17 protein-coding genes and 1 pseudogene are annotated in these 22,840 nt (G+C 72.5%); 3 read left to right on the plus strand and 15 right to left on the minus strand.

Going from position 1 to position 22,840, the window contains the following annotated elements; translation table 11 throughout:
• Nucleotides 1-82: 82 nt before the first annotated feature.
• The 14 genes and pseudogenes from OG470_RS34810 to mraZ all read right to left on the minus strand — a co-directional run bounded on the left by OG470_RS34810 (nucleotide 83) and on the right by mraZ (nucleotide 16,501).
• Nucleotides 83-826 carry a YggS family pyridoxal phosphate-dependent enzyme gene (locus OG470_RS34810; protein ID WP_328418876.1) on the minus strand — a complete coding sequence of 248 codons (744 nt, stop codon included), beginning with the start codon at nucleotides 824-826 and terminating at the stop codon, nucleotides 83-85.
• Between the two features lie 9 nt (nucleotides 827-835).
• Nucleotides 836-1,951: a cell division protein FtsZ gene (gene ftsZ / locus OG470_RS34815; protein WP_328418877.1), complete on the minus strand. Its 1,116-nt coding sequence runs from the start codon at nucleotides 1,949-1,951 to the stop codon at nucleotides 836-838.
• Between the two features lie 256 nt (nucleotides 1,952-2,207).
• Nucleotides 2,208-3,026 carry a cell division protein FtsQ/DivIB gene (locus OG470_RS34820; protein ID WP_328418878.1) on the minus strand — a complete coding sequence of 273 codons (819 nt, stop codon included), beginning with the start codon at nucleotides 3,024-3,026 and terminating at the stop codon, nucleotides 2,208-2,210.
• Nucleotides 3,023-4,588 carry a UDP-N-acetylmuramate--L-alanine ligase gene (gene murC / locus OG470_RS34825; RefSeq protein ID WP_328418879.1) on the minus strand — a complete coding sequence of 522 codons (1,566 nt, stop codon included), beginning with the start codon at nucleotides 4,586-4,588 and terminating at the stop codon, nucleotides 3,023-3,025. The genes OG470_RS34820 and murC overlap by 4 nt, the downstream gene beginning before the upstream one ends.
• Nucleotides 4,585-5,691: an undecaprenyldiphospho-muramoylpentapeptide beta-N-acetylglucosaminyltransferase gene (gene murG, locus OG470_RS34830; protein ID WP_328418880.1), complete on the minus strand. Its 1,107-nt coding sequence runs from the start codon at nucleotides 5,689-5,691 to the stop codon at nucleotides 4,585-4,587. The genes murC and murG overlap by 4 nt, the downstream gene beginning before the upstream one ends.
• Nucleotides 5,691-7,139, minus strand: coding sequence for an FtsW/RodA/SpoVE family cell cycle protein (locus tag OG470_RS34835; protein WP_328426794.1), 1,449 nt, complete (start codon nucleotides 7,137-7,139; stop codon nucleotides 5,691-5,693). Before OG470_RS34835 ends, murG begins: the two co-directional genes overlap by 1 nt.
• 372 nt (nucleotides 7,140-7,511) lie before the next feature.
• Nucleotides 7,512-8,636 (minus strand): phospho-N-acetylmuramoyl-pentapeptide-transferase, encoded by a 1,125-nt coding sequence (gene mraY, locus OG470_RS34840; protein ID WP_328418881.1) that lies wholly within the window; start codon nucleotides 8,634-8,636, stop codon nucleotides 7,512-7,514.
• Nucleotides 8,633-10,036: a UDP-N-acetylmuramoyl-tripeptide--D-alanyl-D-alanine ligase gene (locus OG470_RS34845; RefSeq protein WP_328418882.1), complete on the minus strand. Its 1,404-nt coding sequence runs from the start codon at nucleotides 10,034-10,036 to the stop codon at nucleotides 8,633-8,635. Before OG470_RS34845 ends, mraY begins: the two co-directional genes overlap by 4 nt.
• Entirely contained in the window at nucleotides 10,033-11,595 is a 1,563-nt protein-coding gene (locus tag OG470_RS34850; protein WP_328418883.1) for a UDP-N-acetylmuramoyl-L-alanyl-D-glutamate--2,6-diaminopimelate ligase, read from the minus strand. Before OG470_RS34850 ends, OG470_RS34845 begins: the two co-directional genes overlap by 4 nt.
• A gap of 219 nt (nucleotides 11,596-11,814) precedes the next feature.
• Nucleotides 11,815-12,042 (minus strand): peptidoglycan-binding domain-containing protein, encoded by a 228-nt coding sequence (locus OG470_RS37445; protein WP_442931232.1) that lies wholly within the window; start codon nucleotides 12,040-12,042, stop codon nucleotides 11,815-11,817.
• Nucleotides 11,949-14,153, minus strand: coding sequence for a penicillin-binding transpeptidase domain-containing protein (locus OG470_RS34855; RefSeq protein ID WP_328418884.1), 2,205 nt, complete (start codon nucleotides 14,151-14,153; stop codon nucleotides 11,949-11,951). The genes OG470_RS37445 and OG470_RS34855 overlap by 94 nt, the downstream gene beginning before the upstream one ends.
• Nucleotides 14,154-14,156: 3 nt before the next feature.
• Nucleotides 14,157-14,765, minus strand: a complete 609-nt coding sequence (locus tag OG470_RS34860; RefSeq protein WP_328418885.1) for a hypothetical protein — start codon at nucleotides 14,763-14,765, stop codon at nucleotides 14,157-14,159.
• 62 nt (nucleotides 14,766-14,827) lie between these two features.
• Nucleotides 14,828-15,865: pseudogene (gene rsmH, locus OG470_RS34865) on the minus strand (16S rRNA (cytosine(1402)-N(4))-methyltransferase RsmH); the annotation flags it as partial.
• Between the two features lie 204 nt (nucleotides 15,866-16,069).
• Nucleotides 16,070-16,501, minus strand: coding sequence for a division/cell wall cluster transcriptional repressor MraZ (gene mraZ, locus OG470_RS34870; protein WP_328418886.1), 432 nt, complete (start codon nucleotides 16,499-16,501; stop codon nucleotides 16,070-16,072).
• Nucleotides 16,502-16,856: 355 nt separating this feature from the next.
• On the opposite strand from mraZ, the gene OG470_RS34875 reads away from it, so the two are divergent.
• The 3 genes from OG470_RS34875 to OG470_RS34885 are packed head-to-tail and all read left to right on the plus strand — an operon-like array spanning nucleotide 16,857 to nucleotide 19,493.
• Nucleotides 16,857-18,104: a MurT ligase domain-containing protein gene (locus tag OG470_RS34875; RefSeq protein ID WP_328426798.1), complete on the plus strand. Its 1,248-nt coding sequence runs from the start codon at nucleotides 16,857-16,859 to the stop codon at nucleotides 18,102-18,104.
• Entirely contained in the window at nucleotides 18,094-18,813 is a 720-nt protein-coding gene (locus tag OG470_RS34880; RefSeq protein ID WP_328418887.1) for a type 1 glutamine amidotransferase, read from the plus strand. The genes OG470_RS34875 and OG470_RS34880 overlap by 11 nt, the downstream gene beginning before the upstream one ends.
• Nucleotides 18,810-19,493: a TVP38/TMEM64 family protein gene (locus OG470_RS34885; protein WP_328418888.1), complete on the plus strand. Its 684-nt coding sequence runs from the start codon at nucleotides 18,810-18,812 to the stop codon at nucleotides 19,491-19,493. The genes OG470_RS34880 and OG470_RS34885 overlap by 4 nt, the downstream gene beginning before the upstream one ends.
• Before the next feature lie 262 nt (nucleotides 19,494-19,755).
• Here the strand turns inward: OG470_RS34885 and leuS are convergent, their stop codons facing one another.
• Nucleotides 19,756-22,596: a leucine--tRNA ligase gene (leuS, locus tag OG470_RS34890; protein WP_328418889.1), complete on the minus strand. Its 2,841-nt coding sequence runs from the start codon at nucleotides 22,594-22,596 to the stop codon at nucleotides 19,756-19,758.
• Between the last annotated feature and the right edge of the window lie 244 nt (nucleotides 22,597-22,840).

Below are 22,840 nucleotides of genomic sequence, written 5' to 3' on the forward strand. Positions count from 1 at the left end.
TCGCGTCGCACGCCACGACCCCCGACAAGGAGACGCCGTCCCTGAAACAACACTGATGTAATTTGCTTCTTTCGCGGTCAGGCTACCGCAGCGTGGGGCGCATTCCGAGCAACGCGCTACCGACGCGGACATGTGTCGCGCCGTATCGGATCGCGATTTCCAGGTCGCCGCTCATTCCAGCGGACAACGCGCTCGCTCCCGGGTGGACCGCGCGAAACGCCTCGGCCACCTCGGCCAGCCGGGCGAAAGCCCGCTCCGGCGCCCAGCCCAGCGGCGCCACCGCCATCAGGCCGGCCAGCCGCAGGGCCGACGCACCGGCCAGCGCCTCGGCCACCGCCTCCAGCCCGACGCTCGGGTCGGCCGAATCGGGCAGCGCGCCACCCCGGGCCGGATCGCCGTCGATGCTCACCTGCACCAGGGCGGCCAACGGTCGCTCCCGGTCGGCCGCCGCGGTGGCCAGCGCCCGGGCCAGCCGGACACTGTCGACGGAGTGCACCACGTCGGCGTACCGGACCACCGAACGGGCCTTGTTGCGCTGTAGCTGGCCGATGAAGTGCCAGCGCGGGCTCACCCCGGCCGCGGCCACCTCGGCGGCCTTACCGGCCGCCTCCTGGTCGCGGTTCTCCCCCACGTCGGTCACCCCGAGCCCGGCCAGCGCCAGTACGTCGTCCGCCGGGTAGGTCTTGGTCACCGCGATCATCGTGACCTCGGAACGGTCCCGGCCGGCGTCCGCGCACGCGTCGGCGATCCGGGCCCGGACCTGGGCCAGGCCGGCCGCGAGTTCGGCACGCCGCTCCGGTCGTACCGTGGCTGGGCTGTCGGTCATCGGCGGTGCTCAGGACCCGTTCTTGAGGAAGTCGGGCACGTCCACGTCGTCGAAGAGCACCCGACGCGGCGACTGGGTCGGGGCCGGCATGGTGACCGGCGCCGGGACCGGAGCGCTCTGCGGCGCCGGCTGGTTGGTGTTGGTCTTGCGGGACGGCTCGGCCGCCTTGTACGCCGGCGTGCCGCCGTCGAAGCCCGCCGCGATGACCGTCACCCGCACCTCGTCGCCGAGCGCGTCGTCGATCACCGCGCCGAAGATGATGTTGGCGTCCGGGTGGGCCGCGTCGGTGACCAGCTGGGCCGCGTCGTTGATCTCGAACAGGCCCAGGTCGGAGCCGCCGGCGATGGAGAGCAGCACGCCGCGCGCGCCGTCCATGCTCTGCTCCAGCAGCGGGCTGGAGATGGCCGCCTCGGCCGCCTCGACCGCGCGGTTCTCGCCGCGGGCGCTGCCGATGCCCATCAGCGCACTGCCGGCACCGCTCATGACGCTCTTGACGTCGGCGAAGTCCAGGTTGATCAGACCCGGGGTGGTGATCAGGTCGGTGATGCCCTGCACACCGGAGAGCAGCACCTGGTCGGCGGTGCGGAACGCGTCCATCATGCTGATGCCGCGGTCGCCGAGTGCCAGCAGCCGGTCGTTCGGGATGACGATCAGGGTGTCGCACTGGTTGCGCAGTTCGTCTATTCCGGTCTCGGCCTGCACCTGGCGGCGCTTTCCCTCGAAGGAGAACGGCCGGGTCACCACGCCGATGGTCAGCGCGCCGAGCTTGCGGGCGATGTTCGCCACCACGGGCGCCCCGCCGGTGCCGGTGCCGCCGCCCTCGCCGCAGGTCACGAAGACCATGTCGGCGCCCTTGAGCACCTCCTCGATCTCGTCGCGGTGGTCCTCGGCGGCGTTCTTGCCGACATCCGGGTTGGCCCCGGCGCCCAAGCCGCGGGTCAGCTCCCGGCCGACGTCGAGCTTGACGTCGGCGTCACTCATCAGCAGCGCCTGGGCATCGGTGTTGATCGCGATGAACTCGACGCCCTTGAGCCCAACCTCGATCATCCGGTTGACGGCGTTGACGCCGCCGCCCCCGATGCCGACGACCTTGATGACCGCCAGGTAGTTGTGCGGAGGTGTCATCTCCGGTCCTTTCCCTTCGAGATTGGCTTCGGCCGACCGGGTACGGCGTGGCCTGCCCAGCGGCCGACGACAGCTGTAACCACCGAGGATCAGAGGTGAACCCTCACCCTCTACTAGAGGCTTACAGTTATGTCAACCACTGATCCTCTTCGGGGCAACGTAAGCGCCGCCGCGCGATCGGCCAAGGACCCGACCGGCGTGTCGCCGCCCAGAGCGCGATGAGTCACGTCCTCGCACCCCGCGGCACGCCCCCCGCTCAGCGGAAGGTCACCACGTCCGGCGCGCTCACGTCGATCCGGTCGGTGTCCTCGCCGAGCAGTGCGGTGGCCACCCGGGCCTTGTCCGTACCCCGCGTCGCGTCACCCCAGACCACCGTCCGGTCCCCGCGCAACCGCAGGCTGATCCGCGCCAGCCCCTCCACGCTCACGTCCACCAACTCGGCGCGCAGTTCCGGGGTCAACGCGACGAGCACCTCCAGCGCGGCCCGGGTACCCGGATCGTCGACGGCCGGCCGGGCCACCCGCACCAGCGGCAGCTCCGCGGGGCGCCGGGGCACCGTCCGGAACGCCACCCCGGTCCGGTCGACCAGGGCGAACGCCTCACCCTGCGGAACCACCGCCACCGGGGTCCGCTCGGTCACCCGGACCACCAGCGCGCCGGGCCAGTCCCGGGACACCGTGGCCCGCTCCACCGGCGCCAGCGTGCCGACCCGGCGGGCGGCGGCAGCCAGGTCCACCCGGGCCAGCGGCACCCCGTCGGCCACCCCGACCGCGTCACGCACCTGTACCGGGGTGACCAGGCTGGCACCCTCCACCTTCACCTCGCGGACCCCGAACAACCCGGTGCCGAGCACCGTCCAGGCGACCAGCCCGACCAGGGCGAGCACCCCGGCGGTCGCCGCCCACGGCAGCGCCGCGCGCATCCGGCGCTGCCGGGCGCGGGCCATGAACCGGCGGGTCGACGCCGGCACCGCGTCGCTGCCCGCCCGGACCAGCTGCCAGCGCCGGACCGGACCGCGTCGGGGAGCGCCGCCGTCGGCGCCGCTCGTCCGTCCTCGGGCCGGGCCGGGGCTCATCCGGCCGTGGGCGCCGCGCCGTCCGGTGCGGCGGTGCCACCGAGGGCCGCCCCGTCGCCGCCGGCGGTGGAGCCGCCGGCCACCGGATGACCGACCGCCGGAGCGGTGGCCACCGGGTCGACGGTCGCCGTCGGCGCGGAGCCCGCGGTACGCGCGAGAAGGCCGGCAAGCAACTCGTCGCCCATCAGCGAGATCGGCGGGGCGCCCATGGTCACCACCACGTCCCCCGGGCGGGCCCGGCGGACCACCTCGACCGGCGCCGCCTCCCAGGAGTCGACGAAGACCTTCCGTTCGGCGGGCAGCGCCACCGCCTCGATCAGCGCCGCCGAGCCCTCGCCGGGCTGACGCAGCTCACCCGGCCCGAAGACCTCCAGCAGCACCACCTCGTCGGCGATGGCCAGCGCCTCGGCGATCTCCGCCTGCGAATCGCGGGTGCGGTACAGCCGGTACGGCTGGAAGACGACGATCAGCCGCCCCTCCCCGGCCACCTCGCGCAGCGTCTGCAACGCCAGCGTCATCGAGGTCGGGTGGTAGGCGTACTCGTCGTAGACCAGCACGCCGTCCGCGACGCCCTTGCGCTCGAAGCGCCGCCGCACCCCCGGGAAGACCGCCAGCGCGGCCTCCGCCGCCGGCAGCGGCAGGTCCAGCAGGTACGCGGTCAGCACCGCGGAGGCGCTGTTCAGGCCCATGTGCCGCCCCGGCACCGGCAGCCGGAACTCGCCCAGCGACCGCCCGTCGATCGCGGCCAGGTACCGCACCCCGCGCGCGGACGAGACGATGTCGGTCAGTCGCAGGTCGGCGTCGGCCGCCTCGCCGTACGTGTACACCCGCCGCCCCTCGGCGCGCAGGCTCTCGGCCAGCCGCCGCCCGCCCGGGTCGTCGGCGCAGGTGATGATGAACCCGTCCGGGTCGGTGAGCTGGGCGAACTCGACGAACGCCGCCTCCAGCGTCGCGTAGTCGCCGTAGGTGTTGAGGTGGTCCGCCTCGACGTTGGTGATGATCGAGACGTACGGGCGGTAGATGAGGAACGACCGGTCGCTCTCGTCCGCCTCGACCACGAAGTACTCGCCGCTGCCGTGGTGGGCGCCCGAGCCGACCTCGGAGATCTCCCCGCCGATCACGAAGGACGGATCGACCCCGGCCTGCTGAAGCACCATGGTCACCATCGAGGTGGTGGTGGTCTTGCCGTGGGTGCCGGCCACCGCCACCGCGCGGCGGCCGGTCATCGCCGCGGCGAGCGCCTCGGAGCGGTGCAGCACCCGCAGGCCACGCCGGCGCGCCTCGACCATCTCCAGGTGGTCCTGCGGAATGGCCGAGGAGTAGACGACGGTGTCCACGCCGTCGAGGTTGGTCGCCTCGTGGCTCATGTGGATCGTCCCACCCAGCGCCCGCAGGCCGGCCAGCGACGGCCACTCGCGCAGCTCACTGCCGGAGACCGGGATGCCCCGGGTGAGGAAGAGCCGGGCGAGCCCGCTCATGCCGACCCCACCCACCCCGATCAGGTGGATGGTGCCCAGGTCCTCGGCCGTGAGCGTGCCGGCCGGGGTGAACTGCGCGGTCATCGGGCCACCGCCTCGATGACGTACGAGCGTAGCGCCTCGTCGCCGTCGCGGCGCCCGTACGCCGCTGCCGCCGCGCCCATGGTGTACAACCGCTGCGGGTCACGGATCAGCGGGATGATGGTGCGCTCCAGCCAGTCCGGGGTCAGCTCCGCGTCGTCGACCAGCATCCCGCCGCCGGCCTCCACCACGGGCAGCGCGTTGCGCCTCTGCTCCTGGTTGCTGTGCGGGTACGGCACGTAGATCGTGGGCAGCCCGATCGCGGCCACCTCGGCGACGGTCATCGCACCGCCCCGACCCAGCATCAGGTCGGCGGCGGCGTAACCCAGCTCCATCTCGGACAGGTAGGGCAGGGTCACGTACGGCACCGGCAGGTCGGTGGGGATCGGCACCGGCTCGTTGCGGGCGCCCATCACGTGCAGCACCTGCACGCCGTTGCGGGCCAGCTCCTTGGCCGCCCCGGAGACCGCCAGGTTGATCGAGCGGGCGCCCGAGGAGCCGCCGGCGACGAAGAGCACCGGCAGGTCCGGGCGGAGCCCGAAGTGGGCGCGGGCGGCGTTGCGCAGCGCGTACCGGTCCAGCGTGGCGATGCTGCGGCGCAGCGGCACCCCGACCACGCGGGCGTCGCGCAGCGACTCGGCCTGGCTCGGCTGGTGCGGGAAGCCGACCGCGATGTTCTTGGTGAACTTCATGCCCAGCCGGTTGGCCACCCCCGGCGGCACGTTCACCTCGTGGATCACCATGGGCAGCTCCCGGCGCCAGGCGGCGAGGTAGGCCGGCACCGAGACGTACCCACCGAAGCCGACCACCGCGTCGGCGCGCACCTCGTCGATGATCTTGCCCGCCGCGCGGGCCGCGGTCCACATCCGGCCCGGCGTGCGGACCAGGTTCATGTTCACCGACCGGGGCAGCTGGTACGCCGGGATCTGCCGCAGGTCGTAGCCCTGCGGCGGGATCAGCTCGTTCTCCATGCCCTTGGGTGTGCCGAGGCAGGTGATCCGGACGCCCGGGTCGTGTCGGCGCAGGCAGTCGGCGAAGGCGAGCAACGGGTAGATGTGCCCCCCGGTGCCACCTCCCGCGAGCACTACCGAACGCAGCGGACCCATCAGCGTCTCCTCTCGCTCGCCGAACTCGCGCGACTCCGGTCCTGCCGGACGCCGCGCGGTACGGCCTGGTCGTCCTGTCGCCGCGCGCGGGACCGGGGCACGGACCCTCGGCCAGCCGACGGCGTCGCCGGCCGGCGACGCCGGCCGGGAAGCGGCGGCAACGGGGCCCAGAGTAGTCGGACCCACCGGGCCGGCGGACGGGCATGCAGTGCTCTGGCCGCATCGGGTTCGGCGCGCGCGAAGGACGCCAGCATCCCGATCGCGGCCAGCGTCACGACCAGGGCACTTCCGCCGTCTGAGATGAACGGCAGGGGCAGGCCGGTGATCGGCAGCAGCCCGACCACCCCACCGATATTGATCACGGCCTGGCTGACCAGCCAGGTGGTCACCGCGGCGGCGGCGAGCCGGCGGAACGGGTCGTCGACCCGCCGGGCGATCCGCAGCCCGGTGTACGCGAGCACCGCGAAGAGGGCGAGCACCACCACGCAGCCGATCACGCCCAACTCCTCGGCGATGATCGCGAAGATGAAGTCGTTGTGCGCCGCGGGCAGCCAGTCCCACTTGAGGCTGCTCTTACCCAGCCCGACGCCGAACCAGCCGCCGTGCTCGATGGCCAGCCGGCCCTGGTAGATCTGGTAGCAGGGGTCGCCGCACTCCTGCGGCGGCGGCGGGTTGAGGAAGTAGGTGAGCCGGGCGAAGCGGTAGTTCTCCTTACCCTTTTCGCCGGAGCCGGCACCCAGCGAGGCCACCGCGATGAGCAGGCCGATCCCGGCCAGGCCGGCCACCGAGAGCGCGCCGAAGACCCGCATCCGCACCCCGGCCGCCCAGAGCAGGCCGACGACCAGGGCCAGCAGGCAGAGCATGGTGCCGACGTCGTTGTAGCCGACCAGGACGAAGAGCAGCCCGATCACCGGGAAGAGCGGGGTGGCCAGCTCCCGCCACCAGCCCAGCGCGGCACCCTTGCGGGCGATCACGTGTGCGCCCCACAGCACCAACGCGAACTTGGCCAGCTCGGAGGGCTGGAGCTGGATCCCGCCGACGAACAGCCAGAGCAGCTCGGCTTTCAACGGGCCGAGCTGGGCCGACTCCCTGCCGGCCAGCCGGGCGTAGGCGAGCAGCAGGTTGAGCACCAGCAGCAGCCCCACCGAGGTGATCAGCAGCGGTCGGCCCAGCGACCGGTAGGTGGTGGCGGGCAGCCGCTGGCAGACCCAGAACGCCCCGATGCCGATCACCGCGAAGATCGCCTGCTTGGTCACCGAGGCCGAGGCGTTGCCGTCCTCGGCGAAGTCCCGCACGCTGGTCGCCGAGAAGACCATGGTCAGCCCGATCAGCAGCAGCAGGCCGGCGCTGGACAGCAGCAGGTAGTAGGAGGCCAGCGGCCGGTCCAGCAGACCGCGCAGCGCCGCCAGCCCACCAGCGGCGTCCAGCCCACGCAGCGGCGCCGGCACGGCCGGCTCCGGCTCCCGCGCCGCGGCGCCCGCTGCCGGCCCACGCGAGCCGTCCGACCCGCGCTTGTCGTCCGACCCCCGCTTGTCGTCCGGTGCACGCTTGTCGTCCGGCCCACGCTTGTCGTCCGGGCCACGCTTGTCGTCCGGCCCGCGCGGCGACGCGGTACGCCCCGCGCCCGGTGACCGCCGCGACCGGCCGGCTGTCCTGTCCTCGGTGCCTGGTTCCTCCCCCACCCGGACATCATCACCGCTCCGCGCGCCGCGCACGCCCACAACGGCGCCCCCGGCGTGTCGGATGGACACGCCACGGCCCCCGGTGGTCCGCCGCGAGCGGAACCGGGGGCCGAGGTGTGCTGGCCTGTGTACGCCGGGTCAGGTCATGTTGGCCAGGAACTCGCTGTAGAACAGGCCCAGCGCGATGGCCACCCCGATGCCGGCGATGATCCAGAACCGGACCACGATGTTGACCTCGCTCCAGCCGGCCAACTCGAAGTGGTGCTGCAGCGGCGACATCCGGAACACACGTTTGCCGGTGGTCCGGAAGGAGATGATCTGGATCACCACGGACATCGTGATGATCACGAAGAGCCCGCCGATGATCGGCAGCAGCAGGATGGTCCGGGTGGACATCGCCATGCCGGCGATGAGGCCGCCCAGCCCCAGCGCACCGGTGTCACCCATGAAGATCCGTGCGGGGGACGTGTTCCACCACAGGAAGCCGACACAGGCCCCGGCCGCCGCCCCGGCTATCAGCGCGATCTCCAACGGGTCGCGGACGGCGTAGCAGTACGACTGGGTGTAGCTCGGGTCGGCGCACCAGTGCCGGTACTGCCAGAACGCGATCAACGCGTACGCGGCGAGCACCATCACCGAGGCGCCGGTGGCCAGACCGTCCAGGCCGTCGGTGAGGTTCACCCCGTTCGTGGCACCCATCACCACGAAGATGAAGATGATGATCGCGCCGATCTTGCTGACTTCCAGGGCGTCGATGTCCCGGATGAAGCTCAGCGTGGTGCTGCCCACCGTCTCGGTGTTGGTCACCGCGCCCGACGCGTCGGTCATCGTGCTCGGGAAGTACAGCGCGACCACACCGAAGACCGCGCCGACCAGGATCTGGCCGAGCAGCTTGCCGCGCTTGTTCAGCCCGGCGCTGTTGCGCTTGCGCACCTTGAGGAAGTCGTCGAGGAAGCCCACCGCACCGGAGAACACCATCAGCCCCAGCAGCACCAGGGCGGTGATGGTCGGCTCCACCTGGGCGATCTGCGCGTCCGGCAGGGTGGTCAGAGCCAGGTGCCCGGCCACGTACGCGATCACCGTGGCCAGGATGAAGACCACGCCGCCCATCGTGGGCGTGCCCTTCTTGGTCTGGTGCATGGCCGGGCCCTCGGCCCGGATCGGCTGGCCGGCCTTGAGCCGGGTGAACACCTTGATCGCGATCGGGGTGCAGAAGAGCGAGACGAGGAAGGCCACCCCGACGGCGACGATGACCGCCCTCACGCGGTAGCTCCAGTCTCAGAGGTGGCGTCGGCGCGCAGGGCGTCGGCCACCTCCCAGGTCCGGTACCGGGAGCCCTTGACCAGGACGACGTCGCCCGGCCGTAGCTCGCCCCGCAGCACCTCGACGGCCGCTGCCTGATCGGTGAGCAGCACCGACTCTCCTCCCCAGTTCGCTACCGCTGTCGCGCCTTCGTGGATCGGCGCAGCCGGCTCGCCCACCACGAGCAGCCGGTCGACACCCAGCTCGGCCGCGAGTTGGCCGACCTCAGCGTGGCCGTCCCGCTCGAACGGGCCGAGCTCGGCCATGTAGCCGAGCACCGCGACGGTACGCCGGCCCCGGCCGAGCGTGGCGAGCGCCTTCAGCGCGGCCGACATCGAGGCCGGGTTGGCGTTGTACGAGTCGTCGATGACGGTCACCCCGTCGGGGCGGTCGAAGACGTCCATCCGTCGGGTGGAGACCAGCCCCAGCTCGCCGAGCGCCGTGGCCAGCTCGGCCAGTGGCATGCCCAGCTCCCGGGCCACCGCCGCCGCGGCGAGGGTGTTGGAGACCTGGTGGCGGCCGGTCAGCCCGAGCCGTACCGGCGCGCTCCCCTCCGGGGTGACCAGGGTGTACGACGCGCGCCCCCGATCGTCCAGCGTGACGTCCTCGGCCCGCACGTCGGCGTCCGGGGCCTCGCCGTAGCGGACCACCCGGGCGCTGGTACGGCTCGCCATCGCGTCCACCCGTGGGTCGTCGGCGTTCAGGACGGCCAGGCCGTCGGACGGCAGCGCCTCGACCAGCTCGCCCTTGGCCAGGGCGATGGTCTCCTGCGAGCCGAACTCACCGATGTGTGAGGTCCCGACGTTGAGCACCACGGAGATCCTCGGCGGCACGATCTCGCACAGGTAGCGCACGTGCCCCACCCCGCGCGAGCCCTTCTCCAGCACGAGGTAGCGGGTGTCCGGCCCGGCCTGCAACGCCGTGTACGGGTGCCCCAGCTCGTTGTTGAACGACCCGGGCGGCGCCACCGTGGTGCCGAGCCGGACGGTGAGCTGGCCGATCAGGTCCTTGGTGGTGGTCTTGCCGGAGGAGCCGGTCAGCCCGACCACGGTCAGCCCGGGCAGCCGGTCCACCACCGCGCGGGCCAGCCGGCCCATGGCGGTCAGCGCGTCTTCGACCAGCACCATCGGCACTCCGGGCACCTCGCGGGTGCCGAGCACCGCCACCGCGCCGGACTCCATCGCGCCGGCCGCGTAGTCGTGCCCGTCGACCTTCTCCCCCGGGAAGGCCACGAAGAGCGCGCCGGGGGCCACCTTGCGCGAGTCGAACTCGACCGTGCCGGTCACGGTGACGGCCGGGTCGGCGGCGACCAGCCGCCCGTCGACCGCCGCGGCCACCTCGGCCAGGGTCAGCGCGATCACCGCTGACCCGCCAGGTCCCCAAAGCGGGCCCGCAGCGCGTCGGCCAGCTCGGTGCTGTCGTCGAACGGGAACACCTCGCCGCCCACCTCCTGGCCCCGCTCGTGGCCCTTGCCGAGCAGCGCGATCACGTCGCCCGGCTCGGCCAGCCGGACCGCCTCGTCGATGGCGGCCCGCCGGCCGTCCACCTCGATGATCCGTGCGGCCGTGCCGGCCCGGTACGCCCCGGCGAGGACCTCGGCGCGGATCTCCGCCGGATCCTCGGTGCGCGGGTTGTCGTCGGTCACCAGCACCACGTCGGCTCCCTCCGCCGCGGCGGCGCCCATCACCGGCCGCTTGCCCCGGTCCCGGTCCCCACCGGCACCGATCACGCAGATCAACCGGCCCGCGCTCAGCTCGCGCAGCGCGGCCAGCGCGGCCACGATCGCGTCCGACTTGTGCGCGTAGTCGACCACCCCGCGCACCGGCCCCGCGACGTCGACCAGCTCCAGCCGGCCCGGTACGCCGCCGCAGGCCGCCACGCCGGCCGCCGCGGTCGCCGGGTCCACCCCGGCACCCACCAGCGCTGCGATGGCCAGCAGCGCGTTGGCCACGTTGTGCCGGCCGGGCAGCGCCACCCCGGTGGGCAGGGCCAGCCCGTCCGGGCCGTGCGCGGTGAACCGCTGGGCGTACCCCTCACCACCGACGCCGTCGGCCCACCACGTCGCGTCCGGGTCGCCGGCCGCCGAGTAGCTGACCGTCGCCGGCTTGTACAGCGACTTGAGCGCCGGGTCGTCGTGATTGAGCACCTCGACGGCGCACCGGCCGTCGAAGAGCTGCGCCTTGGCGGCGAAGTAGTCGGCGCTGTCGGCGTGGAAGTCCAGGTGGTCGGAGCCGAAGTTGGTGTAGCCGCCGACGGCGAACCGGACGCCGCCCACCCGGCCCATGGCCAGCGCGTGGCTGGAGACCTCCATGACCACGGCGGTGACCCCGCGCTCGCGGGCGGTGGCCAGCATGGCGTGCAGATCGGTCGCCTCGGGGGTGGTGCGCACGCTGTCGATCACCAGGTCACCGAGCCGGGTCTCCACGGTGCCGATCAGCCCGGTGGTGTGCCCGGCGGCGCGCAGGCCCGACTCGATCAGGTAGGCGGTGGAGGTCTTGCCGGCGGTGCCGGTCACGCCGATCACGGTGAGCCCGGCGGTCGGGTCGCCGTAGACGGCCGAGGCCACCTCGCCGAGCACCGCACGGGGGTCGGACACCACCAGGGCGGGCAGGCCGGACCCCGCCGCCAGTTCGGCGCCGGCCGGGTCGGTCAGCAGCGCCACCGCGCCGGCCTCGGCAGCGCCGGCCGCGAACTCCGCGCCGTGCCGGCGGGCACCGGGCAGGGCCGCGTACAGGTCGCCGGGGCGGACCTCCTGGCTGGCGTGGGTGGCCCCGGTGACGACCACTCCAGCGGCGTCCGCCGGGAGGTCGACAGCGAGCCGGACGGCGAGATCGCCGAGCCGGACTCCGGTCACGGTACGTGGACGTGGATTGCCGGGCACGGCGTCAGACCCTACCCGGTCGTCCGGTTCCGGCCGCACACCGCGCCTGAATATCCGTCTCGGGAGTCGCCGAACGTCCGGCGTGGCGTCGGGCGGCCCGTGGAGCGGCTGTGGCGACGCTGGTGCAGGGGTCCGAGCCGGTTGCGAGAGCACCGCAGGGGAGCACAGTTCCCTGCCGGCTCAGCCGCCTTCACCAGAAACCAGAAAATGAGGCGCGGACACGGATTATTTCCAACCCGTATCCGCGCCCGACTGCAATTAAATCTCCGCGTGGATCCACTTCATGGCGTTCCGCGTGTTCGGGCCGTAGACACCGTCAGCGGTCACACCAACCGCAGCCTGCACCTGCTTCAACGCGGTCTGCGTGCCTCCGCCGAAGACGCCATCCGTTGCTAACCAGGGAAGACGACAAAACGTGGACTCGACGTTCCCGTCGGAGGGACTCGTGAATGACGCAGAGTGAAGCTCATCACTTCGCGGAAGGATTCTGTTGCCGCCTTGGCGCCACCGCCACCCGGGCTGTACACGAACACCGCGACGACGTAACGGGGCTTCTCCGCGGGGGCCATCCCGATGAAGGAGGACACCTCGCCGGGCTGCTTCTTGCCGTCCACCAGCCGCCAGCCGGTGCCGGTCTTGCCGGCGATCCGGTAGCCGGGGACCGCGGCGGCCTCGCCGGTGGCGCGATCGACCGTGGTGACCGCCTCCAGCATGGTGCGCAGCGCCGCCGCGTTCTGCGGGCTGAGCACCGAACGCGTCACCGGGGCCGGCGCGGCAGTGTGCTTACCGTCCGGGCCGATCGTCTCCTTGACCAGGTGTGGCTGCACGTAGGTGCCGTCGTTGGCGATGGTGGCGTACGCGGCGGCCATCTGCAGCGGCGTGGCGTCGACGCTGTGCCCGATCGGCACCGACCCGGCCGACGACTCGCTCCACTCGTCGGCCGGCAGCAGCCGTCCGCGGGCCTCGCCGGGCATCCCCTCGCCGGTGGGCTGGCCGAGCCCGAACCGCTTCTGGTAGTCGATCAACCGTTCCCGGCCGAGCCGGTCGGCGATGGTGATGGTGCCGACGTTCGACGAGTAGGCGAGCATCCCCGGCACGCTCATCCGCTTGCCGTTCGCCGGGTGGGTGTCGGCGAACCAGGTGTCGCCCTTCTTGATGCTGTTCGCGATGGGCAGCGTGGTGTCCGGGGTGATCACCCCCTCCTGCAGTGCCGCCCCGAAGGTGATCGCTTTGTGCACCGAACCGGGGTCGACCACGAAGCTGGTCGCCGCGTCCTCCCGGGCGACCGGGTCGCTGTCCACCGGCTTCGCCGCGTCGTAGGTGGGATTGCTGACCTGGGCCAGCACCTCACCAGAAGGAATGTCGATGATCACCGCTGCGGCGGTGCCGCCGCGGTGCTGCGCCATCGCCGCACTGAGGATCTGCTGGGCGCGGAACTGCAGGTCACGGTCGATGGTGAGGGTCATGGAGGTGCCCGGCTTGGCCGGGGTGGTCTTGCTGTAGCCGCCCGGGATCGGCGCGTCCAGGTTACCGAGGCCGGCCTCGTACACCCGCTTGCCGTCCTGCCCGGCGAGCAGGTCGTCGTAGCGGGCCTCCAGCCCCTCCAGCCCGACCATGTCCTGGCTGGTGAAGCCGATCAGGTTGGCCGCCAGGTCGCCGCCGGGCACCTCGCGGCGCTCGTCGCGGTGCACCCCGATGCCGGGCAGCTCCAGCGTCTGCACCCGCTTGGCGGTCGAGATCTCCACCCCCCGGGCCAGGTACACGAACTGGGACAGGATGCCGTTCTCCAGCTTGCGGGGCTTCATCAGCTCGGTGAGCTTCGACGCCGGGATGCCGAGCAGGGGGGAGAGCGCCTTCGCGGTGCCGGCCGGGTCCTCGATCTCGGTCGGGTCGGCGTACACGTACCGCGCCTCGACGCTGTGTGCCAGCGGGGCGCCGGTGCGGTCGTAGATCGCGCCGCGCGGGGCGGGCAGCTCGACCTTGCGGGTCCGGTCGGCGACGCCGCCGCCGGCGTACGCCGGGGTGTCCACCGCCTGGAGGAAGATCAGCCGGATCCCGATGACGGCGAACAGCGCCAGGGTGAGCGCGGTGCCCAGCCTCAGCCGCAGCCGTGAGTCGGCCAGCTTCGGCGGGCGCGGTGGCTTGCGGGACGGCCGGCGGGCCGCCGGGCGGTCGCCGCGGCGCGGCGCGCGCGGCGTGGTCCGGCGGCGCGGCGGCGGCTCGTCGCCGGCCGGGCCGCGCGGGGTGCGCGGCGCGACGGTGCGCACCACCCCGCCGCGTCCCGCCGCCGGCGCGTCCCGCCGGCCGGTCCGGGCAGCGGCCCGGCCGCCGTCGAGCACCTGCAACGCGGGCCGGAACGGGTCGCCGGACCGGGTGCTGCGCGGGGTACGCCGCTGCTCGGCGCCCCCGCTACGCGCCGGCGAGCCGCGCTCCTCCCGGATCGTCCGGCCCCGAGGGGTGTACGCCCGAGCGCCCGAGATGCCTCCCATGCCCGGCTCCCCGGCGCGCGGCTCCCCGTCCGTGGGGTTGGTGTCACGGGAAGAGCCGCGCCGGGACCCCTTGGGATCCCGGCGCGGCTCGTCCGACCTCGATGGCACCGGTCAGCCTCCCGCACCCTGCTGGCTGGTCACCGACGGCTCGCCGGTCGCCGGCTTCGGCACACCGATGGTCTTGCCGTCCGGCAGCCGGATGTACGCCGGCTCACCGGCGTCCACCAGGCCCAGCCGGCGCGCCTCGGCGGTCAGGTTGCCTGGCGCCTTGGCGTCGGCGATCTGCTTGTCCAGCTGCTGCTTCTCCAGGTCCAGCCGGCCCTGCTGCTGCTCCAGCTTCTCCAGCCGCAGGGCATTCTCATTGATCTTGGTGTTGACCGTCAGGATGCCCAGCACCCCACCGAGCACCAGCAGCACGATCAGCGCCGCGAACGGCGCGCGCGGCACCGACATCGGCGGCGGCGGCGCCACCCGCAACCGCGGCGGGCGAGCGCTGGCGGCGACGCCGGCCTTCTCGGCCGGCCGCAGCGCGGCACTGCCCTGGGTGGGGAACTCGCGCGCCCCCCGGGCACGAGCCTCCCCCTGCCGCTTCACTCGATCGATGCGTGGCGTACCGTTCCCCACGCGCGTCGCCCGCTCCGCCACGGTCCGGCCCCCCGACCGTGGTGTGCGCTGCCCGCCGCCGGTGATGTCCCGGCGGTCGCGCTTGTCAATGCTCATGTCCCCTCCCCCTCAACGTCCGTCCCTCTACCGGACCGGAGCCACGGATCCTCCACGGATCACGCAGTCCCCGTCCCCGGTTGGTGCATCCCCTTCACCCTTCGGCGGGACCGTTCGCGGTCGGTCCGCCCTTGCTGTGTCGCGTTCGGGTCGAGTCGCTCCGCCGCCCGCAGCCGCACCGAGGCGGCTCGCGGGTTAGCGGCGACCTCCGCTTCCCCGGCCAGTTCGGCACCCCGGCTGAGCAGCCGGAACGTCGGACCGGACCCGGGCAGTTCGACCGGGAGGTCGATCGGGCCCTTACTGCGGACCCGGTCCGCGAGCGCCACCTTGGTGAGCCGGTCCTCCAGCGAGTGGTAGGACAGGACCACCATGCGACCGCCCACGGTCAGTGCGTCGAGCGCGGACGGCAGCGCCGTCTCCAGCGCTGCCAGCTCTTTGTTTACCTCGATCCGTAAAGCCTGAAACGTTCTCTTTGCCGGGTGTCCGCCCGTTCGTCGAGCTGGCGCCGGAATGGAGTCCCGGACCAGCTCCGCCAGCCGCGCGGACGACGTGATCCGGACGCGTTCCCGCTCCCGGATGATCGCCGAGGCGATCCGGCCGGCGAACTTCTCCTCGCCGTAGACCCGAAGCACCCGGGCCAGGTCCGGGTGCGCGTAGGTGTTGACCACCTCCTCGGCGGTCACCCCCCGGGTCTGGTCCATCCGCATGTCCAGTGGCGCGTCCTGGGCGTACGCGAACCCGCGGTCGGGCGCGTCGAGTTGCAGCGACGAGACACCCAGGTCGAACAGGATGCCGTCGATGCCCGGATAGCCCAGCCGGTCGAGCACCTCGGGCAGCTCGTCGTAGACGGCGTGCTCCAGGTGCACCCGATCGGCGAACCGGGCCAGCCGAACCCGCGCGTGGGCGAGTGCCTCGGTGTCCCGGTCCAGCCCGATCAGGACCGTCTCCGGATGCGCCTCGAGCACCGCCTCCGCGTGCCCGCCCAGGCCGAGCGTCGCGTCGACGTGCACCGTCCGGCCGCTTCGACCCAGCGCGGGGGCCAGCAGCTCGAGACACCGCTCGAGCAGCACCGGCACGTGCGTGCCGCGCAACTCCCCCATGATGACCCCCACTGGTTGAAACGTCCGTTCTCCTCGTGCGCCCGTCGTCGGACGGCGCTGCCGTCGTACCGCCAGATCCCCATCCGCTCCCGCCGGGCACCGGGCTCCGCCCGATGACTGGATCGTGCGCCTGGCACCGGGGAAGGGGTGCCAGGAACTCGAAAGCGGCTGGAGATCTCGCAGTACGTCGGGCGCCGTTCCGCCCTACAGACCGCCGGGCAGCACCCCCTCCTCGATGTCGGCGAAGTCGTCTTCGCTCTCGGCGAGGTAGGTCTCCCAGGCGACCCGGTCCCAGATCTCCACCCGCGTGCTCGCGCCGATCACGACCAGGTCGCGATCCAGTGCGGCGTACGCCCGCAGGTGGGCCGGGATGGTCACCCGACCCTGCTTGTCCGGAACCTCGTCGTGCGCGCTGGCGAAGAAGACCCGGCTGTAGGCCCGGGCCGCCTTGTGCGTCATCGGTTGCGCGCGCAACTGCTCCGCGATCCGCTGGAACTCAGGTGTCGGAAAGACGTAGAGGCAGCGCTCCTGCCCTTTAGTGACCACGACACCCCCTGCCAGCTCGTCCCGGAACTTGGCCGGAAGGATCAACCGGCCTTTGTCGTCCAGGCGCGGAGTGTGGGTGCCGAGGAACATCGGCCCTACCCCCTCGCCCTTGAACGGCGTTCGCGGCGCCGCTGACCCCCCGGGCCGGTGAGCCCTCCCGGCCTCACCATTGGTCCCCACTCTACTCCACTTCCCTCCACCTGCAACCAGATTCGCCCGCGTGGCGCGCTCGATGCGCGGGCAAAACCGCACGTCACAAGGGGTGGAGCGGAGTGGAGGGCCACGGCGGCGGTCCGGCGTGGTCCGCTTTCCGACATAGATCGACTCCGTCCGGATGAAGCCGAACCAGCCGCCCGCGTGGGCACCACGGCCGAACGGTTCGCGGTCGGCGGCGATCTGGTGGGGCGGGCGGTCCGGTAACCTCGCTCGCGTGACGGACGCGAAAATGCCCCTACGGGCCAAGGTGGCCAGCTCCGTGTCACGGACCGCCGCCGCGCTCTCCCGGGCGGCCGGCCGTGGCGACGGTTCGGTGATCGGCGGGTGGATCGGCCTGAAGATCGACCCGGACCTGCTGGCCCACCTGTCGGCCGGGCGCGCCATCGCGCTCGTCTCCGGCACCAACGGCAAGACCACCACCACCCGGTTGACCGCCGCCGCGGTCGGCGTGCTCGGGCGGGTCGCCACCAACTCCTTCGGCGCCAACATGCCCAGCGGCCACACCTCGGCGCTGGCCAAGGCCGGCAGCACCCCGTACGCCGTGCTGGAGGTCGACGAGCACTACCTCGCCCAGGTGCTGGAGGCGACCGAGCCGCACGTGGTCGCCCTGCTGAACCTCTCCCGCGACCAGCTCGACCGGGCCAAGGAGGTCGCCATGATGGCGCAGCTCTGGCGCGCGGCGCTGGTCCGGCACACCGATGTGCGGGTGGTGGCCAACGCCGACGACCCGATGGTGGTCTGGGCCGCCACCCCGCCGGGCGACCCCGCCCGCGGCATCAACCCGCCGCACGTGACCTGGTTCAGCGCCGGCCAGCGCTGGCACGACGACTCCTGGGTCTGCCCGGAGTGCGGCTCCACCATTCAGCGCAACGGCGACCAGTGGTGGTGCACCGGCTGCCCGCTGCGCCGGCCGGAGCCGCAGTGGGTCGTCGAGGACGAGGGCGTGCTCGACCCCACCGGCGCCTGGCACAAGGTCTCCCTCCAGCTACCCGGCAAGGTCAACCTGGGCAACGCGGCGACGGCGCTGGCCGTGGCCGCCGAGTTCGGCGTCCGCCCGGTCGACGCGGTGTCCCGCCTCGGCATCGTCACCTCGGTGGCCGGCCGCTACGCGCAGGTGGACAAGGACGGGCGCAACATCCGGCTGCTGCTGGCCAAGAATCCGGCCAGCTGGCTGGAGGCCTTCGACATGGCCGACGAGGCGCCGACCCTGCTCTCCATCAACGCGCGCGACCCCGACGGGCTGGACACCTCCTGGCTCTTCGACGTCGACTTCGCGCCGCTGCGCGGCCGACAGGTGCTGATCACCGGCGACAGGGCGTACGACCTGGCGGTCCGCCTGGACGTCAACGACGTGTCGTTCCAGCACGTGCGCACGTTCGAGGACGCGATCCGGTCGGTCCCGCCGGGGCGGCTGGAGGTCATCGCGAACTACACCGCGTTCCAGGACATCCGAGCGGAGTTGGACCGTGTCAACTGAGAGCCTGCGCATCGTCTGGATCTACCCCGACCTCCTCTCCACCTACGGCGACCGGGGCAACGCGCTGATCCTCGCCCGGCGGGCCCGCCAGCGCGGTATGCCGGTCGAGGTCATGGAGGTCCGCTCCGACCAACGGCTGCCCGCGACCGCCGACATCTACCTGGTCGGCGGCGGTGAGGACGGTCCGCAGGCGCTGGGCGCCCAGCGGCTGATCGCCGACGGTGGCCTGCACCGGGCGGTCGCCCAGGGCTCGGTGGTGTTCGGCGTCTGCGCCGGCTACCAGCTGCTCGGCATGTCCTTCTTCGCCAAGGGTGTGCAGTGCCGCGGCCTGGAGCTGCTCGACCTGCAGTCCGACCGGGGCCCGAGCCGAGCCGTTGGCGAGCTGGCCGGCGAGATCGACCCCCGCCTGGGCCTGCCCGCGCTGACCGGCTTCGAGAACCACGGCGGCCGCACCCACCTCGGCCCGGAGGTCTCCCCGCTGGCACGGGTGAGCACCGGGGTGGGCAACGACGGCACCACCGAGGGTGCCTGGCGGGGCAAGCTGCTCGGCACCTATTCGCACGGCCCCGCGCTGGCCCGCAATCCGGCCCTGGCCGACCTTCTGCTGCGCTGGGCCACCGGGGCGCACCAGCTCCCGCCGCTGGACGACACCTGGTCGGACCGGCTTCGGAGCGAACGCCGCGCCGCGGTGGCCGCCGCCCGGGCATGATCCCCGCCGTCCGGCGGCTGCTCCGGCAGCCGTCGGCCGCCCGGTTCGCCCTGCTCGTGCTGCTGATCGGCGGCTGCGCGCTGCTGCTGCTCCTGGCGCCCCGACCGGACCCGGAGCAGTTACCCCGGCTGGCCAACCACCTCGGCCATCTCGCCCCGGTGGCGGCGGTCCTCGGCGGCGCGCTGCTGCTGGTCGCGTTGGTACCCCGGACCTTCATCACACTCGCCTCGGGCGCCATCTTCGGCCCGCTGGAGGGCGCCGCGTACGCCCTCGGCGCCGCGCTGCTGGCGGCGGCGATCGGGTTCACGGTCGGCCGGCTGCTCGGCCGGGAGTTCGTGGCCGAGCGGGTCCGTGGCCGGCTGGCCCGCCTCGACGGCTGGTTCACCCGGCAGAGCGTGCTCGGCGTGGTCACCGTCCGGCTGCTGCCGATCGCCGGCTTCGGGCTGGTCAGCTACGGCTACGGCACCACCGGCGCCCGGGTACTGCCGTTCCTGGCCGGCAGCGTGATCGCCTCCGCGCCGACCGCATTCGGCTACGCCGCGATCGGCGCGGCGGTCAGCTCACCCGGCCGCATCAACTGGTACGCCGCCGCCCCCGCCAGCCTCGGCCTGATCGCCAGCGTGGTGCTCATCCACCAGTGGTGGCGTGCCGAGCGGCGCCGCCGCTCCATGCCGGCCTGACCGCCCTTCCCGGGGCTGCGACCTGGCCCGCCCTCGGGCCGGCGTGTCGCGCCCAGGCGACGGATGCGCCAATGAGCGTGATGACTCAGGGGTATAAATATGCCTCTGAGTCATCACGCTCGTCACGGTGTCCGCCCCCACAGGCGTCACGCTCCGTGCCGGCAGAGCCGGGCGGCCAGACCGCGAAGCCCCGCCCGGGATGCCCGGATCGCGACGCCAGCCCCGCTAAACCAGCGGGACCCGGGCCGAGACCGGGGTCGGGTCAGGCGACGACGGAGACCATCCGGCCCGGCACCACGATGACCTTGCGGGGTTCCTTGCCGGCCAGGGTGGCGGCCACCGCGTCCAGTGCGGCGGCACGGACCGACTCCTCGGACGCGTCGGTGGGAACCTCGATGCGGCCACGGACCTTGCCGTTGACCTGCACCGGATAGGTCACCGTGTCCGCCACCAGCAGTGCCGGATCAGCCGTCGGGAAGTCCGCGTACGTCAGCGAGGTCTCGTGGCCCAGCCGGCGCCACAGTTCCTCGGCCACGTGCGGGGCGAACGGCGCCACCATGAGCACCAGCGGCTCGGCCACCTCGCGCGGCGTCGCCGACAGCTGGGTCAGCCCGTTGGTCAGCTCGATCAGCTTCGCGATCGCCGTGTTGAACCGGATGCCGTCCATGTCGCCACGGACCCCGTCGATCACCTTGTGCAGCAGCCGGCGGGTCGCCTCGTCGGCCGGGGCCTCACTGACCCGCAGCGCACCGGTCTCCTCGTCGACCACGGCCCGCCAGACCCGCTGCAGGAACCGGTACGACCCGACGACCGCCCGGGTCTCCCAGGGACGGGACACCTCCAGCGGGCCCATCGACATCTCGTACACCCGGAAGGTGTCCGCGCCGTACGCGGCGCACATGTCGTCGGGGGTCACCACGTTCTTCAGCGACTTGCCCATCTTGCCGTACTCGCGGCGCACCTCGTCGTCGCCCAGGTACCAGCCGCCTTCGCGCTCGATGACGTCCTCGGCCTGCACGTAACTGCCGCGCGAGTCGGTGTACGCGTACGCCTGGATCATGCCCTGGTTGAACAGCTTGCGGAATGGCTCGAACGACGACACGTGCCCCAGGTCGAACAGCACCTTGTGCCAGAACCGCGCGTACAGCAGGTGCAGCACGGCGTGCTCGGCGCCGCCGACGTACAGGTCGGTACCCCCGCAGTCGCCCTCGCCGCGCGGGCCCATCCAGTACCGCTCGTTCTCCGCGTCGACGAACCGCTCGCTGTTGGTCGGGTCCAGGTAACGCAGCTCGTACCAGCAGGAGCCGGCCCACTGCGGCATCACGTTGGTCTCCCGGGTGTACCGCTTCGGCCCGTCACCCAGGTCCAGCTCCACCTCGACCCAGTCGCGGCGACGCGACAGCGGGGTCTCCGGGTTCGAGTCGCCGTCGTTCGGGTCGAACGTCTTCGGCGAGAAGTCGTCCACCTCCGGCAGCTCGACCGGCAGCATCTCCTCGGGCAGGGCGATCGCCGCGCCGGTCTCGTCGTAGACGATCGGGAACGGCTCGCCCCAGTAGCGCTGCCGGGAGAACAGCCAGTCGCGCAGCCGGTAGGTCACCGCGCCGGCGCCGTACCCGTTCGCCTCCAGCCAGGCGATGATCGCCGCCTTGGCATCGGCGACCCCCAGGCCGTCCAGGTCCAGGCCGCGCTCGGGCGCGGCGCTGTTGATCGCCGGGCCGTCCCCGGTGTACGCCTTGCCGTCGAAGCCCTCCGCCGGCTGCACGGTGCGCACGATGGGCAGCTCGAAGACCTCGGCGAACGCCCAGTCCCGCTCGTCCTGTGCCGGCACCGCCATGATCGCGCCGGTGCCGTAGCCGGCCAGCACGTAGTCGGCGATGAAGATCGGGATCTGCCCGCCGGTGACCGGGTTGGTGGCGTACGCGCCGATGAAGACGCCGGTCTTCTCCTTGCTGTCGGCCTGCCGCTCGATGTCGGTCTTGGCCGCCGCCGCCTTGCGGTACGCCTCGACGGCCGCCCGGGGGCTGGCGTGCCCGCCGGTCCAGGCGTCCCTCGTCCCCTCCGGCCAGGCGGCCGGCACCAGCGTGTCGACCAGCTCGTGCTCGGGCGCCAGCACCATGTACGTGGCCCCGAAGATGGTGTCCGGCCGGGTCGTGAACACCCGGATCGGCTCCAGCTCGGTGGGGAAGTCGATGTGCGCACCGGTGGACCGGCCGATCCAGTTGCGCTGCATCATCTTGATCGGCTCGGGCCAGTCCAGGCTGTCCAGGTCCTCGATCAGCCGGTCACCGTACGCGGTGATCCGCATCATCCACTGCTTCAGGTTGCGCTTGAAGACCGGGAAGTTGCCCCGGTCGGAGCGGCCGTCGGCGGTGACCTCCTCGTTGGCCAGCACGGTGCCCAGCCCTGGGCACCAGTTCACCGGGGCCTGCGAGACGTACGCCAGGCGGTGGTCGTCGACGACCTGGCGGCGCTCGGCGACGCTCAGCTCGGCCCAGGCCCGACCGTCCGGGGTCGCCCGGTTGCCGCCCTCGAACTCGGCAATCAGCTCGGCGATCGGCCGGGCCCGCCCGGCGTCCCGGTCGTACCAGGAGTTGAAGATCTGCAGGAAGATCCATTGGGTCCAGCGGTAGAAGTCAGTGTCGATGGTCGCCACCGAGCGGCGCTCGTCGTGCGCCAGCCCCAGCCGGCGCAGCTGCGCCTTGTACCGCTCGATGTTCGCCACCGTGGTGGTCCGTGGGTGGGTGCCGGTCTGCACCGCGTACTGCTCGGCGGGCAGGCCGAACGCGTCGAAGCCCATGGCGTGCAGCACGTTGCGCCCCGCCATCCGCTGGTAGCGGGCGAAGCAGTCGGTGCCGATGTAGCCCAGGGGGTGGCCGACGTGCAGGCCGGCGCCGGACGGGTAGGGGAACATGTCCAGCACGTACAGCTTTTCCGCACCGGCCCGGGGGTGGTCCGGGTCGGCCAGCGGGCCGGTCGGGTTCGGGGCGTGGAAGGTGCCCTCGCGCGCCCAGATGTCCTGCCAACGATTTTCGATCTCGTCGGCCAGGGCCGCGGTGTACCGGAACGGGGGAATGTCGCCCGCCGGTGCGGCTGCCTCACTCATCGTCTCTCCTCGCTTCGCTTCGCTTCGTCTCGGCACCGCCGGGCCGGACCGGCGACGGGCACAAAAATGCCCCTCACGCAGGAGGGGCCGCCGTGCTGTCGCGCGTTCAGCGCATCAGCACGGCCCGATAAGAAGCAGGAAGACTCCGGCCATGTCCGGCAGTGTACCTCGCCGCCGGTTCGGGCCGGGGTCGGCGGGGCCAGTCCCCCAACCCGGCGAATATCGGTGCGTAACCGACGGACTG

It is taken from the genome of Micromonospora sp. NBC_00389, assembly GCF_036059255.1.
GTDB lineage: Bacteria > Actinomycetota > Actinomycetes > Mycobacteriales > Micromonosporaceae > Micromonospora.